General features: G+C 38.2%; 13 protein-coding genes. 12 read left to right on the top strand and 1 reads right to left on the bottom strand.

The window, feature by feature from the left end; genetic code table 11:
• The 9 genes from OZX59_RS02675 (at position 1) to OZX59_RS02635 (ending at position 13,813) form a co-directional block, all read left to right on the top strand.
• Positions 1-966: an ATP-binding cassette domain-containing protein gene (locus OZX59_RS02675; RefSeq protein WP_277126601.1), complete on the top strand. Its 966-nt coding sequence runs from the start codon at positions 1-3 to the stop codon at positions 964-966.
• Positions 967-968: 2 nt separating this feature from the next.
• Positions 969-1,928, top strand: coding sequence for an oligopeptide ABC transporter permease (gene opp4B, locus OZX59_RS02670; protein ID WP_277126600.1), 960 nt, complete (start codon positions 969-971; stop codon positions 1,926-1,928).
• A gap of 14 nt (positions 1,929-1,942) precedes the next feature.
• Positions 1,943-2,854, top strand: coding sequence for an ABC transporter permease (locus OZX59_RS02665; RefSeq protein WP_277126599.1), 912 nt, complete (start codon positions 1,943-1,945; stop codon positions 2,852-2,854).
• A 165-nt stretch (positions 2,855-3,019) separates the two neighbouring features.
• Positions 3,020-4,795: an oligopeptide ABC transporter substrate-binding protein gene (locus OZX59_RS02660; protein ID WP_277126598.1), complete on the top strand. Its 1,776-nt coding sequence runs from the start codon at positions 3,020-3,022 to the stop codon at positions 4,793-4,795.
• 197 nt (positions 4,796-4,992) lie between these two features.
• Positions 4,993-6,762: an oligopeptide ABC transporter substrate-binding protein gene (locus OZX59_RS02655; protein ID WP_277126597.1), complete on the top strand. Its 1,770-nt coding sequence runs from the start codon at positions 4,993-4,995 to the stop codon at positions 6,760-6,762.
• Positions 6,763-6,886: 124 nt separating this feature from the next.
• Positions 6,887-7,573: a ribonuclease III gene (gene rnc, locus OZX59_RS02650; protein ID WP_277126596.1), complete on the top strand. Its 687-nt coding sequence runs from the start codon at positions 6,887-6,889 to the stop codon at positions 7,571-7,573.
• A gap of 9 nt (positions 7,574-7,582) precedes the next feature.
• Positions 7,583-11,146: a chromosome segregation protein SMC gene (gene smc / locus OZX59_RS02645; protein WP_277126595.1), complete on the top strand. Its 3,564-nt coding sequence runs from the start codon at positions 7,583-7,585 to the stop codon at positions 11,144-11,146.
• Between the two features lie 2 nt (positions 11,147-11,148).
• Positions 11,149-12,375 carry a signal recognition particle-docking protein FtsY gene (ftsY, locus tag OZX59_RS02640; protein WP_277126594.1) on the top strand — a complete coding sequence of 409 codons (1,227 nt, stop codon included), beginning with the start codon at positions 11,149-11,151 and terminating at the stop codon, positions 12,373-12,375.
• A gap of 13 nt (positions 12,376-12,388) precedes the next feature.
• Positions 12,389-13,813 carry a C69 family dipeptidase gene (locus OZX59_RS02635; protein WP_277126593.1) on the top strand — a complete coding sequence of 475 codons (1,425 nt, stop codon included), beginning with the start codon at positions 12,389-12,391 and terminating at the stop codon, positions 13,811-13,813.
• A gap of 56 nt (positions 13,814-13,869) precedes the next feature.
• On the opposite strand, the gene OZX59_RS02630 is transcribed toward OZX59_RS02635, so the two are convergent.
• The gene (locus tag OZX59_RS02630; RefSeq protein WP_277126592.1) at positions 13,870-15,294 is read right to left on the bottom strand and encodes an amino acid permease; all 1,425 of its coding nucleotides are present in this window, start codon (positions 15,292-15,294) and stop codon (positions 13,870-13,872) included.
• A gap of 176 nt (positions 15,295-15,470) precedes the next feature.
• Here OZX59_RS02630 and ylxM point away from each other — a divergent pair, with 176 nt between their 5' ends.
• The 3 genes from ylxM (at position 15,471) to rpsP (ending at position 17,596) form a co-directional block, all read left to right on the top strand.
• Complete coding sequence (ylxM, locus tag OZX59_RS02625; RefSeq protein ID WP_277126591.1) at positions 15,471-15,812, top strand: YlxM family DNA-binding protein; 342 nt, start codon at positions 15,471-15,473, stop codon at positions 15,810-15,812.
• A gap of 3 nt (positions 15,813-15,815) precedes the next feature.
• Complete coding sequence (ffh, locus tag OZX59_RS02620; protein WP_277126590.1) at positions 15,816-17,243, top strand: signal recognition particle protein; 1,428 nt, start codon at positions 15,816-15,818, stop codon at positions 17,241-17,243.
• An 80-nt stretch (positions 17,244-17,323) separates the two neighbouring features.
• Positions 17,324-17,596: a 30S ribosomal protein S16 gene (gene rpsP / locus OZX59_RS02615; protein ID WP_277126589.1), complete on the top strand. Its 273-nt coding sequence runs from the start codon at positions 17,324-17,326 to the stop codon at positions 17,594-17,596.
• Positions 17,597-17,608: the final 12 nt, after the last annotated feature.

The raw sequence follows: 17,608 nt of genomic DNA, 5'->3' as shown, positions 1-17,608 counted from the left end.
ATGACGAAAGAAATAATTCAAATTAAGAATCTGAAGGTTCATTACCCAATTAGGTCTGGTTTTTGGAATCGGGTAACTGGTGCTGTGCGCGCAGTTGACGATGTCAGCATTACGATCAACGAGGGTGAAACTTACGGCTTAATTGGTGAGTCTGGTTCTGGTAAATCAACTACAGGTAAAGCTATCGTAGGTGTTGAACCTGTAACTAGTGGTGAAATTATTTACAAGGGCGTTGATATTACTAAGTCCAAGAATAGAAGACGACTTAATTACAATAAGGACGTCCAAATGATTTTCCAGGATTCGATGTCCAGTATGAATCCGCGTAAGCGAATTGAAGATATTATTGCGGAGCCAATCCGCAATTTTGAAAATTTAACCACTGACCAAGAACGCGATCGAGTACAAGAACTACTTGATATTGTTGGGATGCCAAGTGATGCAATTTACAAATATCCTCATGAGTTTTCAGGTGGTCAAAGACAAAGAATTGGGGTTGCGCGTGCTGTTGCAACTAATCCTAAGTTGATTGTGGCTGATGAACCGACTAGTGCGTTAGACTTATCAGTTCAAGCACAGGTTCTAAACTTTATGAAGCATATTCAGCAGCAATATAATATTGCTTATCTGTTCATTTCACATGATTTAGGTGTGGTTAAGCATATGTCTGAAAACTTAGCCATTATGCACCGTGGTCGTTTAGTCGAAATTGGTACAAGGGAAGATATTTATAATCACCCAATGCATATTTATACTAAAAGGCTCTTGTCAGCAATCCCCAAGGTGAATGTTGAAGAACGAGAAGTACATAAAAAAGAGCGTAATCGCGTTGAACAAGAGTTTCGTAATGATCAAAGTAAGTGGTATGACCAGGATGGTCGCGTTTATCCGCTGCAATTAGTTTCAGGTAAGCACTATGTTGCGCTGCCGCCAGAACAAGTAAATCAAGCAAAGGAGAGTGACTAAAAATGTGGAAAACAATTCTTAGACGTTTTTTGGTTATGATTCCGCAAATTATTATCTTGAGTTTTTTAGTCTTTGTTTTGGCTAAAATGATGCCAGGTGATCCATTTACTGGACAAATTAACCCTAATACTGACCCTAAACAATTAGAGGCGCTGAAGCGTGCAGCTGGGCTATATGATCCTATACCTGTTCAGTACGGTCGCTGGGTTAATAACCTGTTCCATGGCGATTTAGGGACTAGCTATATTCAACACGTGCCAGTTGTTTCATTAATTGCCGATCGTGCTGTTAATACTTTCTGGTTATCTCTATTGACTACTATCTTAACTTACATAATTGCTATTCCAATGGGTATTACTGCTGGCCGTCACCAGGATGAATGGCAAGATCAAACTGTACAAATTTTTAACTATTTGACTTTAGCCATCCCACCATTTGTCTTCTATATTTTGGCAATTTGGTTATTTGGTTTTACTTTAGGCTGGTTCCCAATCTCTGGTTCTGTTGCTGCCAATGCATCAGGCTTTTGGGGCACCATTGGCAGTCAGTTCTATCACATGTTATTGCCGGCAATCTTAATGGCGCTAATTTCAACAACAGGTATTGTTCAGTATCTAAGAACGGGGATTGTCGATAATAAAGTTGAAGATTATGTCCGAACCGCTCATAGTAAGGGCGTTCCAGAAAGTGTTGTCTTCAATAAACATATCTTGCGTAACTCATTATTGCCAATTGCGTCGTCATTTGGAACGACAATTACCGGATTGCTTAGTGGTTCCATGGTGGTTGAATCGGTCTTCAGTTATCCAGGAATGGGTAAACTATTCCTAGATTCAATTGGTCAACGTGATTACACGACTTTAACAGCTTTGATTTTGATCTTTGGTATTTTAACTTTATTAGGTAACTTGCTATCAGATATTATCATGAGTATTGTTGATCCACGAATTAGAGTTAAATAGAGGAGGGGAAGAAATTGTCTAATAAAAAAGAAAATACTGCTGATGAAGAAGTAAAAGTTTCTTCTCGTCCTTCGGGTTTTAGAGTAGTCGTGCACGAGATTTGGCGTGATAAGGTAGCTCGAACTGCTGTCTTGTTAATTATTTTGCTCTTATTGATTACCTTTGTGGGCTCAATGTTTTTGAATCGTGAGCAAGTTACTGAAATTAATATCATGGATGCCTATTATGGCTGGGGTGAAAATGGTCACTTGCTTGGTACCGATGATGGTGGTCGTGATATTTTGAAGCTACTCATCATGGGTGGTCGTAATTCAATTTCTATTGGGCTAGCTGTAACCGTCATTTGTTTAGTTGTTGGTTTAGTCATTGGGCTAGTTGCTGGTTACTACGGTGGTACTGTCGACATGATTATCATGCGAATCGTGGACTTTGTGCAAGTGCTACCAGTATTGCCGATTGAAATTGTTCTGGTTTCAGTTATTCCTAACTATACGCCAGCAACATTAGTGATGATTATTTCGCTATTTGGCTGGACTAGTGAAGTGCGATATTATCGGGCGTTTATTCTGTCGCAGCGAGAGCGGGACTATGTGCTGGCGTCTAAGACGTCGGGGTCATCAGACTTAAAAATCATGTTCCGTGAAGTGCTGCCTAATATTACCTCGATGATTATTATTGATGTAGTGTTAAACATTGCGTCAAATATCGGTATTGAGACAACCTTGTCCTTTATCGGCTACGGCTTACCGCCGACGACACCGTCGCTTGGTACCTTAATCGGTTTTGCCAACGACCCAGTTAATGTGGTTAACCGGCCATGGTTATGGTTACCAGCAACTATTTTGCTGTTGGCTATTTCATTGAGTATTAATTATGTTGGTCGAGCACTGCAACGGGCAGGCGACGCTAGACAACGAGAAAATTAAATTTAAAGGTTTTATCGCGAGATAAAGCCTTTTTAATTTGACATAAGTTTGTATATTATACAATAGGTGATTATATTATTTAAAAAATTAATTTTGTATGATACTATTTAACTATAGCTTGTTTCAAAGATAGTAATACGTATTTTATGGATAGGAGTAAAAGCAATGGGTAAAACAAAATTATTCGGTTCATTAGGAATCATTACTGCCGCCGTTTTGACTTTAGCTGCTTGTGGTAAAAGTGATAACAACAACGATAATACAGACAACGCAAAAAGTGCGAGCAAGTTTCCTGAGGAAACACCTAAAAAAGCGGTAAAACAGGGTGGAACTGTAAAGCTTGCCTTAAGAAGCGATTCGCCATTTACTGGTATCTTCTCTGATGAATTATCAACTACAGTACCTGATAGTCAGGTTGCAGAGCCAGGTGAGGAATCATTATTTGAAACTGATGATAATTATAAAATTAATGATGAAGGTCCAGCTACTTTAAAACTTGATCGTAAGGCTAAGACAGCTACTATTAATGTTAAAAAGGGTGTTAAGTGGTCTGATGGCAAACAAGTCACTGCTAAGGACGTGGAATACTCGTATGAAATTATCGCTAATAAAAAGTCAAAATCTCAACGTTATAGTAGCCAATTTGAAAATATTATTGGTATGAAAGAATACCATAATAATAAATCTGATAAAATTTCTGGTATTGAAATGCCAGATGGTGAGAATGGTCGTAAAGTTATATTACACTTTAAACAAATGAAGCCTGGTATGTATAACTCTGGTAATGGCTATTTCTGGGAAAGTGCAGCTCCATATCATTATTTAAAGAATGTGCCATTTGAAAAACTTATGTCCTCAGATCAGATCAGGAAGAAGCCTCTGTACTTTGGTCCATTCAAATTGGATAAATTGGTTCGTGGTCAATCTGCAACTTGGATACCTAATAAGTATTACTGGCGTGGTACACCGAAGCTGGATAAAATTGTTATTTCAGTTCTTTCATCTAATTCGACTTCACAGGCAATAAAAGATAACAAGTTTGATGTCACTGAAGTTATTAATTCACAATGGGAACAAGTTAAGGATACAAAGCATGTTAACTTTATCGCCAAAGTACCTCTTCAATATAACTTTATCGGTTTTAAAGTTGGAAAATGGGATGCCAAAAAAGGCAAAAATGTCATGAATAAGAATGCCAAGATGAATGATAAGGCATTAAGACAAGCAATTGGTTACGCAATGAACGTTGAGCAGGCTGATAAACGTTATACGCATGGCCTAAGCTTTAGAGTGCCTACCTTGATTCCAGAACAATTTGGCAACTATCATAATAAGGACGCCAAGGGTTATACTTATAACATTAAGAAAGCCAATGAAATTCTTGATAAGGCAGGTTATAAGAAAAAAGGTAAATGGCGTAGACAACCTAATGGTAAACCATTAGTTATTAATTATCTGGCTAGACAAGGAAGCTCTGTTAATGAATCAATTGAACAAAATTATCTTCAACAATGGCATAAGATTGGTTTAAATGTCAAATTAGTTGGTGGTCGGTTGTCTGAGTTTAATTCGTTTCTTGATAAACTACATAATGATGATCCAGGTGTAGATATGTTTGAAGCTGGCTGGTCATTAGCGAGTGAGCCATCACCAAATAGTCTATATGGTGAATCAACACCGATGAATTATAGCCGCTTTGTTACTGATAAGAATAACAAGCTACTTTCAGAAATTGATTCTGAAAAGGCGTTTGATGATAAATATCGGACACAAAAATTCCATGAGTGGCAAAAGTACATGAATGATGAAGCATTCGTCATCCCTGAAGATAATGCTTATAAAGTATATTCTGTGAATAATAAATTGACAAATTACTCACTTAAGCCATCACAAAATAACAATGGTCACCAATTATGGTACAAAGTTGGTTTTAAAAAATAGTTAATTATCAAAACTTGAGACTTAGTTCTCAAGTTTTTTGCTGCTAAATGCTTTTTATTTTTTGCCCAATGATATATTTAAATTAGGTTATTATTAGCAATAAAGTATTTTCTATATCGTTTATAATATGCTATTATTAGTTTACTAACTTGTTTCAAAAATCACGCGCTTTATTACCTAGGAGGAGAAACCCAATTATGAAAAAAGGAAAATTTTTAAGTTCAGTAGGACTTGTTTCTGCTGCTGCTTTAACTTTAGTAGCCTGTGGTAAGAGCAACAATACCAAGGATACTAAGCCAAGTACTAAATTTCCAAGTGCTTCACCAGTTAAGACGGCCAAGCAAGGTGGAACTTTAAAAGTTGCTGAAGAAACTGATACGCCATTTACGGGAATCTTTAATGAAGAACTGCAAATGAGTCAAGTGGACAGCGATATTGCTGGTCCTGGTCAAGAATCTTTGTTTGACACTGATGATAACTACAAGATTAATGACAAAGGTCCAGCCACATTAAAGCTTGACCGCAAAGCTAAGACAGCTACCATTACTATCAAAAAAGGTGTTAAGTGGTCTGACGGTAAGCAGGTAACTGCTAAAGATGTGGAATATGCTTATGAGATTATTGCCAATAAGGAAACTAAGTCGCAAAGATATTCCAGTCAATTTAATATTATCAATGGTATGAAGGAATATCATGAAGGCAAGGCAAAGACCATTTCAGGAATTGAAATGCCTGATGGTGAGAATGGTCGAGTAGCTGTATTGCATTGTTCAGAGCTTAAACCAGGCATGACCAACAGTGGTAATGGCTATATTTGGGAAATGGCAGCGCCATATCACTATCTCAAAGATATCCCATTTAAGAAGCTGCAATCTTCTGATCAGGTTAGAAAGAAGCCACTGTATTTTGGTCCATATAAGTTAGATAAGCTCGTTCGTGGTCAATCTGTTACTTGGGTACCAAACAAGTATTATTGGCGTGGTAAACCAAAATTAGATAAGATTATTTATCAAGTGGTTTCACCAAATTCTGCTTCACAAGCTATCAAAAACAAGAAGTTTGATGTTACTCGAGTTATTAATTCACAATGGAAACAAGTTAAAGATACTAAGGGTGTTAACTTTGTTGCTGAAGTCCCACTAGCATATTACTATCTTGGATTTAAAGTTGGTAAATGGGATAGCAAGCAATCTAAGAACGTTATGGACAAGAACCCGAAGATGACCAAGCCACTGCGGCAAGCAATTGGTTATGCGATGAATACTCAGGCAGTTGACAAGCGCTATACTGATGGCTTGAGTTTCCAAATTCCAACTTTAATTCCAAAAGAATTTGGCGATTATCATAACAAGGACGTTAAGGGTTACACTTACAACCTTAAAAAGGCCAATGAAATTCTTGATAAAGCAGGCTATAAAAAGAAGGGCAAGTGGCGCACACAACCTAATGGTAAGCCGTTAGTAATTAACTACTTGTCTAAGACTGATGCTAATAAGGGTGCGACTAAAGAATCGATTACTCAAAATTACATTCAGCAATGGAAGAAGATTGGCTTAAATGTTAAGTTGGTTGGTGATCGTTTAACAGAACTCAATTCATTCTATGATAAAGTTCAACATGACGATCCAAATATCGATATGTTTGATGCTGGTTGGACATTATCAAGTGAACCTTCACAAGTCCAGATGTACAGCGAAGGTACGATGTCCAACTATGAGCGTTTTGTTACGCCAAAGAACAACAAATTATTGGCAGAAATGGATTCACAAAAAGCCTTTGATCATAAATATCGGGTTCAAAAATTCCATGAATGGCAAAAGTACATGAATGATGAAGCCTTTGTAATTCCGATTGATAACTCTTATCAAGTTGATGCAGTTAATGATAAGATTACCGGCTACTCAACTAAGCCATCAAAGAATAACAACGGACACCAATTATGGTATCAAGTTGGTTATGCTAAATAGTTGATCTTAAAAAAACTTGGGATTAAGTTCTCAAGTTTTTTTGCTAGGCAAAAATACCGACTGTAATTTTTCATTTTATAACTAAAAAACTGGTATAATCAAGACAGAGTAAGGAGGCAGATTAATGGTTAGTACTAAATTCACGACACAATTAAAGACTAAGTATGGGATTGAATTTAACAATCCTAAGTTATTAGAGGAAGCATTCACGCATTCCTCATATGTCAATGAGCATCCTCATCAGCATTTGCGTAATTATGAAAAGTTAGAATTTTTAGGTGATGCGGTGCTCGAGTTTACTATTTCGGATTATTTATATCGTCATTTTACTAATTTAAATGAAGGTGAATTAACCCGAATGCGGTCCAATATCGTTGATACTGAAGGCTTTTCAGAATTTGCAGAGAAGTTTGATTTTTCTAGTGAAATTCAATTAGGCAATGGTGAAGAAAAGGCGGGAGCACGCTCGCGTAAAACATTATTAGAAGATGTCTTTGAAGCTTTTAACGGAGCTGTGTTTTTAGATCAAGGTTTAGAAGCGGTCGAGCGTTTTTTACAAGCGACCGTTTATCCACTGATTGATGCTGGTCAATTTAGTGCCTCACGTGATTATAAAACTGATTTGCAAGAATTATTGCAGCAAGATGGTCCGGTGAAGATTGAGTATCAAGTATTAGAAGAATCGCAGTTGCCATCACATTTCTTGGTACAATTACAAGTTAATGATCAAGTGCTGTCGCAAGGCGAAGGTCATAATAAAAAGGCAGCTGAGCAAGAAGCTGCTAAAACTGCTTTGGCTAAGCTAGACTAGGAGACTAATGTGCCATTAACTGAACTTATTATTGATGGATTTAAATCTTTTGCACAAAAAACTAAGATTGAATTTGATCATGGAATTACAGGGATAGTTGGTCCTAATGGTAGTGGTAAGAGTAACATTACCGAAGCAATCCGCTGGGTAATGGGTGAGTCCAGTGCTAAATCGCTGCGTGGCTCGAACATGAAGGATGTTATCTTTGCTGGAAGTGACTTTCGTAAGGCTGCTAGTCATGCAGAAGTTACCATTGTTTTTGATAATCACAAGCGCGAATTGGATTTTAATGCGGATGAGGTCAGTGTAACACGGCGAATTTTACGCTCTGGTGATAATGAATACTTCATTAACAAGCGTTCGGTGCGTCAACGTGATGTACGGACCTTGTTTATGGATTCGGGTATTTCTCAAGATAGTTTAGCAATTATTTCCCAGGGACGCGTAGATCAAATTTTAAATTCAAGACCGCAGGATCGCCGAGTACTATTTGAAGAAGCTGCAGGAGTACTGCATTTTAAAAAGCAAAAAGAAGCAGCGAGTTTGCAGCTTGAACAAACAACGGATAATTTAATCCGAATTAATGATTTGGTTAAAGAATTGGCACAGCGAATTGAGCCATTACATGAACAAAGCTCGCTTGCTAAAGAATACCAATTTCAGAAAGCAGGTCTAGATCAAGATTTGAAATCTTTATTGGCCTTTGAAATTGAGGATTTAGCTAAACAAAAGGAGCAGACCCAGACTAAAGCTGATCAAAATCAAGTTCTTTTGTCAAAGCTTGACCGTGAAGTAAAAGAATCACAACAAGCAGTCGCGACTAAGCGTGATGAGTACCAACAAATAAGGAAGCAACGTGAGCAAACTCAGGCTGAATTGCTGGCTTTGACAAAGAAACTATCTGATTTGAATACCGACTTGCAAGTTGCGGGCCAAAGTCAACAGTATAGTGCTGCAACTAAAAAAGAATATCAAGCTGAATTAGCTGATTTAAAAAAACAAGCTGAAACACTAACTAAGGATTGCGAATTGCTTAAGCAGCAACATGCACAGTTAACTAAGCAGCAGCAGCAATTACAAGTTAAAAGACAAGCATTAACTACTAAGCTTGATGAAGATCCGGACCAATTAAATCAAAAATTAGAAGACTTACGCAATGATTATATTCAATTATTGCAGGATCAAACTTCCAATAATAATGAAATTGTTTATTTGAATTCTGAATTGAAGCGGACTCGTGATGATCATAGCTATCAAAATAACGATGTTGCTAAGCAGTTACAGGTAGCTACCGCTGAATTAGAGGATTTGCGTCAGCAAGGCAAAAAGTTAACTAAAAAAAGGCAGACTATAACCGCAAGTGTGCAGACTTTAACTGAGCAAAAAGAGCAACAGCAAGAACAATTGACTAATTTACGTCAACTAGTTAATGATAATAGTCAGCATTTGAATCAGCTAAAAGCACGTTATGAAGCGCTGGCGAATATTCAGCAGCGCCATGAGGGCTACTATTATGGTGTTAAGAACGTCTTAAATAATTTAGCTAATTATCCGGGAATTATTGGGGTAATTGGTGAATTGATTTCATTTCCAAGCGATCTGGAAGCAGCGATTTCTACTGCTTTAGGTTCTGGAGTGCAGGATCTAGTTGCAGTTAATCGGACTAGTGCCCGTGATGCCATTAATCAGCTTAAACGAAGTCATGCTGGTCGGGCGACGTTTTTGCCGCTGGACGCATTAAGGCAATATGCAATTCCGCAGTCTACGGTGCGCATTTTGCAATCATTTGCTGGTTTTCAAGGAATTGCAAGTGAATTAGTAAAAAGTACTACAGATGAGGATATTAGTGCGGCAATTAATTATTTGTTAGGTAGTACAATCATTGTTGATGATATTGATCATGCTTTGCAAATAGCTAAGCGAGTTGGACGCTATCGAATAGTTACTCTTGATGGGGATGTAATTTCACCAGGTGGGTCAATGAGCGGCGGACAACGTGCCCATAAGAATAGCTCACCATTACAGACAACGGCGGAATTAACCAAACTTAAGCAACAAATTAAGCAATTGCAAAGTCAACTCCATCAGGATCAAGCTCAATTCGACGAGTTGCTGGAAGCTGATGCAGAGCTAGATAAACAGTTGACTGATAATCAGGAAAAGCTGCAGCACATTAATCGTGATTTAGGTGAGGCAACGCTATCTTTTCAAAATCAGTCTAAGGAAGTAAATCGTCTTAAGGAAGCCAATCAGCTATTTGAATCGCGTGAACAGGAAAAAACTAAGCAAATTGCGGAGTTAAATCAAAAAATAGAGTCAGCAAATGACCAAAAACAAGCATTGTTGCAGAAGATTACTGTGCAAAAACAGACAATTGCTGATATGCAAGAAAGAATAGCTAATTTTACGTCCCTTAATCAGCAAGTACAGGAACAGCTAGCTGAACTTGATCCACAGATAGCGGTTTTTACCAATAAATTGGAAAATTTAGCAAGTCAGGAAAAGGGCAAAGAGCATGAGTTAACAACTGCTAAAACGCAAATTCAAACTTTGCAGGAAAAGTTATCTCAGTTATCTCAAGCTGGTGAATTAGATCAACACAAAAAAACGCAATTGCTTAGTCAGAGTGAGTTGAAAACTAAGCAAAAGACTGAGCTGGAGCAGAAGTTAAATCAGTTGAGCAGTGACCTAGGGCAAGCCGATGCACAGATTAATCAATTAGATCAGGTTGCTAGCCGTAATTATGATTTACGTAAAGATGCGGCTAGTGAGCAAGAAACTTTTTCAGTGCAGCTAGCGAAGTTGAACGGTCAGATTGACCAGCGTTTAACTAGTTTACGTGAGGATTATGGTTTAACTTACGAAGCAGCATTGAAGCAAACTACTGGAGATAACGATGAACAGGCGCGACAAGAATTACAAAAAAGTGTTAAACTGCACCGAATGTCACTAGAAGATATTGGGCCTGTTAATTTGAAATCGATTGAAGAATACGAGAATGTTAAGCAGCGCTATGACTTCTTGTCTAATCAGCAGAGTGATTTATTAAAAGCACGTGATAATCTTCATGAATCGATGACTGAACTGGATCAAGAAGTTAGCAGCAGATTTAGTAAAACTTTTAAGCAGGTAGCCTATAGCTTTAAATCGCTTTTTCCAGTGGTTTTTGGTGGTGGTAATGCTAAATTAGTCTTGACTGATCCCAATGATTTACTAGCAACTGGAATTGAAATTGTGGCGCAGCCACCGGGTAAAAAACAGCAACGCTTGAGTCTACTTTCTGGTGGTGAGCGGGCATTGACAGCAATTACCTTGTTGTTTGCGATGTTACAAGTTAAACCTGTGCCATTTTGTGTGCTAGATGAGGTTGAGGCGGCGCTTGATGATGCCAATGTCACCCGATTTGCCCAATTTTTGGAAAAGTATGACTTGCATACCCAATTCATTGTTATCACTCACCGCCGAGGTACGATGGAGAAAGCCGATCAATTATATGGTGTAGTAATGCAAGAATCTGGTGTTTCGCAAGTATTATCAGTTTCGCTAAAAGAATTAAAAAGTAAGGAGAATTAAGATTGGGTTTATTTGATAAAATAAAAAAGTCATTATTTGGTAAACAAGAAGACGAGCAAAAAGAGACTGAAGCTGCTAACCAAGATAAAACACAGGAACCAGTTAAAGCTGAAGACCAGTCTGCAAAAGCTGATAACCAACAGCGTGAGTCAGAGCCAGTTGTTAAAGCAGAATTGACTGGCTCTGCTGAACAGACGGATGAGGATAATCAGGTAGCAGATTTAGCAACTCCAACTGAAAAAATTAGTACTGATAAGCCTGTTGCAGGCTCAGAGTCACCGGAATCAGAATCTGAGAAGCAAACGCAATTATATGAAAAGGGCTTAGAGAAAACTAATAAGGGCTTTGGAGCTAGGCTGAATCAATTTTTCGCACAGTTCAGATCAGTTGATGAAGACTTTTTTGATGATCTGGAAGAATTGTTGATTGAATCAGATGTTGGTTATGAAACGGCTGAAGAATTAACAACCCAATTACGGGATGAAGCTAAGTTGCAAAAAGCCAAATCGCGTGATGAACTCAAGGAATTGATTGTTGAAAAATTAGTTGATTTATACGATCAAAATGCAGACGCAAAAAGTGAAAAGTTAGCCTTCCATGCTGATGACCAGCCAAATATTTATTTATTTGTAGGTGTTAATGGTGCGGGGAAGACAACTACAATTGGAAAATTGGCCAAGCGGTATCATGATCAAGGTAAAAAGGTAATCATGGCCGCAGCTGATACCTTTAGAGCTGGTGCGGTTGAACAGTTAGTTGAGTGGGGTAAGCGGGTTGATGTCCCAGTTGTAACGGGTAAAGAGCAGGCCGATCCGGCTTCCGTGGTTTTTGATGCCACTAAACAAGCGATAAGTGAACACGCGGACTATTTGCTAGTTGATACTGCAGGCCGTCTGCAAAATAAAAAGAACTTAATGGCCGAACTAGAAAAAATTGAACGTACCATTAAAAAATTGGCGCCAGATGAACCTACAGAAACTTTGTTGGTCTTGGATGGTTCAACTGGTCAAAACGCATTGTTGCAAGCTAAAGACTTTGATAAAACTACTAAATTAACTGGCCTGGTTTTGACTAAATTAGATGGTTCTTCCAAAGGTGGTGTCGTCTTAGCAATTCGCAATGAAATGAAGTTGCCAGTAAAATTAGTGGGTCTAGGAGAGGCTGCTGAAGACCTAGCTGACTTTGACGCTGCTAATTATGCTGTTGGTTTGTTTCATGATTTAATTTAATAAAGGAGCAAAAATGAAAGAATATTCTGCTTGTACTACTATTTTAGTTGGTAAAAAGGCCTCAATTGATGGTTCAACAATGATTGCGCGTAATGATGATACATTTAGTCCAATTACGCCGCAAAAGTTCATTGTTAAACCTGCTGTTAAGAATGAAAAGGGACGTAAGATTAAGTCTTGGTTGAATAAGTTTGAACTTGATCTACCCGAAAATGCGCAAGCTGTTTCAGCTGTGCCCAATGTTGATTATCAACATCTCGGCTATTATGACGAAAGTGGTATTAATCAAGAAAATGTTGCAATGTCCTGCACGGAATCAACCTATGGTAATGAGCGAGCTTTGGCCTTTGATCCATTGGTTAAAGATGGTTTGGATGAAGATTGCATGGAGTCGGTTGTGTTACCTTATATTCATTCGGCTAAAGATGGCGTGGATTATTTGGGTAAATTGATTGCCCAATACGGGTCACCTGCTGGCAATTCAGTTCTATTTAGCGATCAAAATGAAATTTGGTACATGGAAATTGTGACCGGTCACCATTGGGTAGCGCAAAGAATTCCAGATGATGCTTATGCAATTGCGGCGAACCGCGTTTCGATTGCACAAGTTAATTTTACTGATCCAGCTAATTTTAAATGGAGTGAGGGAATCCGAGAATTTGTGGCCCAGCACCATTTGAATCCAGATTATGATGGTTGGAACTTTCGGCATATTTTTGGCACTTATACCGAGCAGGATCGTCACTATAATACTTGCAGAGTTTGGTATGGACAAAAGTACTTCAATCCTGAAATTGAGCAGGATCCAACTGATGGTGATTTACCGTTTACGCGGCGTGCTACACGCAAGATTGCGCCTGAAGATATTGAATTTGTGTTAGGAAGTCATTATCAAGACACACCTTATGATCCATTTGGTAAGGGAACTGAGGAAGAAAAGCATCGTTTTCGGCCAATTGGCTTAAATAGAACGCAGAATGCGCATATTTTACAAATTCGTAACGATGTTCCAGCTGATAAAGCAGCAATTATGTGGCTATGTATTGGTGGACCTACTTTTACACCATTTGTGCCATTTTTTGCTAATATGAACGATACCGATCCATCGTATAATAATACTTCAATGGACTACAATCTAAGTGATGCCTGGTGGTATTATAAATCAGTGGCAGCGCTAGTTGAGAGTCATTATGCACAATTTGTCCAACTTGATACGGATTATTTAAAAGATTTGAATCAATATTACCGTGCTAGAGTTACTGAAGTGACTACAAATGCTGGTGAAAAAACTGGTACTGATTTAACTGAATATTTGACTGGTGCTAATCAAGCAACAGTAGCTCATACACGAGAAAGGTCTGAAAAGTTCTGGGGTCAAATGATGATTGATGCGATTAATATGTCTAAATTAACTTTTAATATGGATGCTAATCTATAATTAACAAGCAAAAAGGTGACTAGCTGTAATGCTAGTCACCTTTTTAGTTAAATGAACTATTTGGTGTTCATGGTCGAATGTTTTAGACCATAACAGAAATAGATGATTAGGCCAATAATAAACCAAATACCCGCGTAAATTTTAGCTTGCTGATCCAGTCCCAGAAAGACAATTAAGGAACCAAGGAAGGCCAAAAACGGTAATACTGGATAAAATGGCATCTTGAAGCCTGGATTGCTGATGTCAACTCCCTCTCTAGGTCGCAGTCGGTAAATCCCTAGAGAAACAAACATGAAGGCAATCAATGTTCCAGCTGATACCAGTTGAGTCAAAAATGAAAATGGTAAAAACGCACTGATTAAAATAGCCACAATACTGATGGCCCACAGTGCATTGTTAGGACGTTTGTCAGTATTTAGTTTGCCTAATTTTTTGGGCAACATGCCGTCACGACCAAAAGAGTAGACTAACCTTGAACTTGACATACATAGACCGATTAAAGCTGTGAACATTCCAAAGACGGCGATAGTTTGAACGAGAGTTGCAATGGTCCCATGACCAATTGACCTTAAAGCCAAGCCAACAGGTTCAGCAGAATTTAGGTATTTTTGGTAAGGAACGTCACCGATTAACACCAAACTAACGGAAACAAATAAGATAACGGCTATTAGCAAGGAACCGACAATTCCACGCGGCATGGTTTTTTCTGGATTAACGGCTTCAGCAGAATTAGCAGCAATCGCATCGAATCCTAAATAAGAAACAAAAATCATTGAAATTCCAGCATAGATTCCTTGCCAGCCACCAAATGGACCGTGAGCAGTTTCTTTATATGGTGGAATAAACGGCGTAAAATTGGCTTTTTTAATTGCTGTTAAGCCAACTATCACAAATAAGAGAATGGCGATTACCTTTAGAATAACTAGTGCGTTTTCAACCCGTGAAGCCTCTGAAACACCGTGACTGATTAAAAGAGTAACCAATAAAATTGACACAATTGAGATAATGTCGACAACGCCCCCGTTAATTCCGAAAGGATTGGCTAGTTCGGCAGGGAGTTTCAATCCTAAGGGTGCTATTAATGCCCGAAAGTTAGCCGAAATTCCTGAGCCAATAAATGACATTGCAATAAAGTATTCAGCAAGCAATGCCCAACCAGCAATCCAGCCCCAGATTTCACCGAAGACAACGTTAATCCATGAATATGCAGACCCTGCAAACGGCATAGCAGCCGCCATTTCAGCATAGGCAAAGGCTACGACACCGGCTACGATGGCAGCTAAAATGCAGGCAATAGCTACAGCTGGTCCAGTATGCAAGGCGGCCACCTCTCCTGGTAAAGTGAAAATTGAGGTGGAAACGATTGTTCCAACTCCTAGCGCCAAAAAGTCTTTCACAGTCAATGAACGTACTAATTGACCATCTTTTTGTTCATAGACATGTGGATCTTCTTTGCGATTTATCTTTTGCCAAAAATTCAATTTGAATTCTCCTTTGTTAAATAGATACAACAGCCTATTATAAAGTATTTTATTGATAATAAAAGGCTAGAAGGTTTACTTATTCAAAAATGTAATTTTTATTTTATTTGTTAAATACTAATTTTTCAGATCGTCAATTGCTGGCTTTTTTGCTATACTGATTCAAGGTGAAAGTAATGGATGAACTCGATAAAAATGAATTTTTAGGTGATCTTTATGCCTATTATGGCCAACTACTAACTAAAGGACAGCAAGCTTATTTTGAAGACTATTATTATAATGATTTGTCTTTAGGTGAGATTGCGACTAATTATCATGTGTCACGCCAAGCTGTTTATGATAATTTGCGCCGTTGTCGCAAGTTGCTAAATAATTATGAAGCTAAACTGCATTTAAATAAAGATTATCAACAAATAGAACATAAGTTGACTGTCGCTGCTAGTGCAATTGAGCAGCAACAAGCTAAGCAAGCATTACAAGAAATTAACGAGATATTAAGTAAAATTAGAGGGGAATAATTCATGGCTTTTGAAAATTTGAGTGAAAGACTCCAAAAGGCATTACGCAATTTAACTGGTAAAGGGAAAATTTCTGAAGAAGATATTAATACTGCCAGTCGTGAAATTCGGTTAGCTTTATTAGAAGCTGATGTTAACTTTAAGGTTGTTAAAGATTTCATCAAAAAAATTAAGGAGCAGGCTCTTGGCAAAGAAGTTCAAGAGAGTCTGAATCCTGGTCAGCAGGTTATCAAAATTGTTAATGATGAATTAACTAAGATGATGGGCCAAAGTGCCGTTGGCTTGAATAAGTCCAAGCATATTCCAACAATTATTATGATGGTTGGACTGCAAGGGACTGGTAAGACGACTACTGTTGGCAAATTAGCAAAGCGGCTCATGGACCAAGAAAAGGCTAGACCACTATTAATTGCCGGCGATATTTATCGTCCAGCAGCCATTGAACAGTTGCAGCAGATTGGCCAAGATCTAGCTGTGCCAGTTTATAGTGAACAGGGTGAAAAAAATGTTGCGAAGATTGTGCAAAATGGGCTAGACCAAGCAACTGAAAATAAAAATGATTATGTAATTATCGATACTGCTGGTCGGCTTGAAATTGATGAACCACTGATGCAAGAGTTAGAACAGGTTAAAGAAGTTGCCAAGCCTGATAATATCTTGCTCGTAGTTGATGCAATGACTGGTCAGGCTGCAACAGATGTTGCTAAAGGCTTTGATAGTCGTTTAGATGTTACTGGAGTTATTCTAACTAAGCTTGATGGTGATACCCGTGGTGGTGCTGCGTTATCGATTAGAGCAGTAACTGGTAAGCCAATTATTTATACTGGTCAAGGCGAAAAGTTAACTGATCTTGAACAATTCCATCCTGATCGTATGGCTTCAAGAATCCTAGGCATGGGCGACATGTTAACGCTGATTGAAAAAGCGCAGACTGACTATGATGCTAAAAAGGCCGAAGAAGTTGCAGAAAAAATGAAGGAAAATACCTTCGATTTCAACGATTTTATTGATCAATTAGATCAGGTTGAAAAGATGGGGCCACTTGACCAGGTCATGAAGATGATCCCAGGTATGGCTAATAATCCTCAACTTAAAGATATTAATATAGATAAAAAACAAATTTTGCATATTAAGGCGATTGTCTCTTCAATGACTGAAGCCGAACGAGAAGATCCCGAGCTACTCAATCCAAGTCGGCGTAGAAGAATTGCGGCAGGATCTGGTCGTCCAGTTGTTGAAGTTAACCGCATGATTAAGCAGTTTAAGCAAGCTCGCGACATGATGAGTAAGGTAACTAAAGGCAATTTGAAAGGTTTAGATAATTTGCCAGGGATGGATTCCAAAATGGGCCGAATTGCTATGCGCCATATGGGGAAGAAATTTAAGAAAAACAAGAAGAAGCGAATGAAGGTCAAACGTTATCATTCATAATTGCTGTTAAGTAAAAACACTTTACACCAGAAAAAATTAATGCTATATTAGTTATTGTAAAAATTTAGGAGGATAAATTTATGGCAGTAAAAATTCGGATGCGCCGCATGGGTGCTAAGAGAAAACCTTTCTACAGAATAGTAGTTGCAGATTCAAGAATGCCACGTGATGGTCGTGTGATTGAAGAAGTTGGCTACTACAATCCAGTTTCAAATCCTAAGGAATTGAAATTAGATGAAGACAAGATTTTTGATTGGCTACAAAAGGGTGCACAACCTTCAGACACTGTTAGATCACTTCTTTCAGGTGCTGGCTTGATGAAGAAGTTGCACGATTCAAAAAACAACAAATAATTGATTTGTTAG

The organism is Lactobacillus sp. ESL0681, from assembly GCF_029392835.1.
In the GTDB taxonomy this organism is placed as follows: domain Bacteria; phylum Bacillota; class Bacilli; order Lactobacillales; family Lactobacillaceae; genus Lactobacillus.
This window is presented reverse-complemented; position numbering and strand designations above follow the sequence as displayed.